At 71.8% G+C, this 1,426-nt stretch carries 1 protein-coding gene and 1 pseudogene; both read right to left on the bottom strand.

Translation table 11 applies throughout. The features are described 5' to 3' along the window. A pseudogene (locus ACFY0O_RS37660) lies at nucleotides 1–221 on the bottom strand (sulfate ABC transporter substrate-binding protein); the annotation flags it as partial. Nucleotides 222–442: 221 nt separating this feature from the next. Beyond that, nucleotides 443–1,426, bottom strand: a 984-nt coding sequence (locus tag ACFY0O_RS37655) for a sulfate adenylyltransferase subunit 1 (RefSeq protein WP_388955618.1), incomplete at its 5' end; no start/stop codon positions are given.

The following is a 1,426-nucleotide window of genomic DNA, read 5'->3' as shown; positions in this document are numbered from 1 at the left end:
CCGACCAGGGCGGTGGCGTGCGTCAGGTTCGGGAAGTACCCGATCCGGACCTCGGACGCGGAGAGCGCCTTGGCACCCTCGGCGGACGCCCCGGCGGGCTTGTTCTCCGTCTTCTCCGCCTGGGAACCGTAGCCGCAGGAGGCGAGGACGCCGATCAGCAGCGGCAGGGCGGTGGCGGCGGTGACACCGCGGCGGAGCAGGGTCTTACGGGTGACAGGCACGGGAGGACTTCCTCTCGACGCGCCGTCTGTGTCTTACGGCGCGGTCTTTCGGGGGTGGAGCGGGGACGGGTACGGCTCGTGGAGGACGCGAAGGCGGGATGCCGACGGCAGTGCGGTCATCGCGCACATCGCGCCACTCCTCCCTGGCCGCTGCCGAGGGCGCCGCTGCCCACCCGGCCGCCCTCCTTGGCGAAGGTGGTGTACATGTCGGTCCGCATGACCTAGAAGTCCCACCCTTCTTCGTCCGCCGGTACCGCTTCGGCCTTGGAGGCGAAGGACTCGCCCGCCATGCCCGCCGCGAGGGTGGTGCCGTCGGCCGGGTCGATCAGCAGGAAGGACCCGGTGCGGCGCGAGTCGGCGTACGCGTCGAGCGCGAGCGGCTCGGCGGTGCGCACGACGACGCGGCCGATGTCGTTGGCCACCAGCTGTCCCGGTGCGGGGTGCTGGGAGAGGTCGTCGAGGGTCAGCCGGGACGGGATCTCCTTGACGATCGCCTTGACCGTGCGCGTGGTGTGCTTGAGCAGCACCCGCGCGCCCACGGCCAGCGGCTGGTCGGCCACGTGGCAGACCGTCGCGACGACGTCCTGGGTGGTGGCCGGGGCGCTCGCGGTCGGCGCGATCAGGTCGCCGCGTGAGATGTCGATGTCGTCCTTCAGCCGCAGCGTCACCGACTGCGGGGACCAGGCGATGTCCACGGACTCACCGAGCGCGTCGATGCCCTCGATGACCGAGGTCTTGCCCGACGGCAGGACGGTGACGGCCTCGCCGACGCGCAGCACGCCGGAGGCGATCTGGCCCGCGTAGCCGCGGTAGTCGGGGTGCTCGGCGGTCTGCGGACGGATCACGTACTGCACCGGGAAACGCGCCGGGCAGGCGGTGAGGTCGTGGCTGACCGGGACGGTCTCCAGGTGCTCCAGCACCGTCGGGCCGCCGTACCAGTCCATGTTCGCCGACGGCTCGACCACGTTGTCCCCGGCCAGCGCCGAGATCGGGATCGCGGTGATCTCCGGGACGCCCAGCTCGGAGGCGTAGGCGGTGAACTCCTCGGCGATGCGCGCGAAGACGGCCTCCTGGTAGTCGACGAGGTCCATCTTGTTGACGGCGAGGACGACGTGGGGGACGCGCAGGAGGGCGGCGACGGCGGCGTGGCGGCGGGTCTGCTCGATGACGCCGTTGCGGGCGTCGACGAGGACCACGGCGAGGTC

Source organism: Streptomyces sp. NPDC001594 (assembly GCF_042893675.1).
Taxonomy (GTDB): domain Bacteria; phylum Actinomycetota; class Actinomycetes; order Streptomycetales; family Streptomycetaceae; genus Streptomyces.
This window is presented reverse-complemented; position numbering and strand designations above follow the sequence as displayed.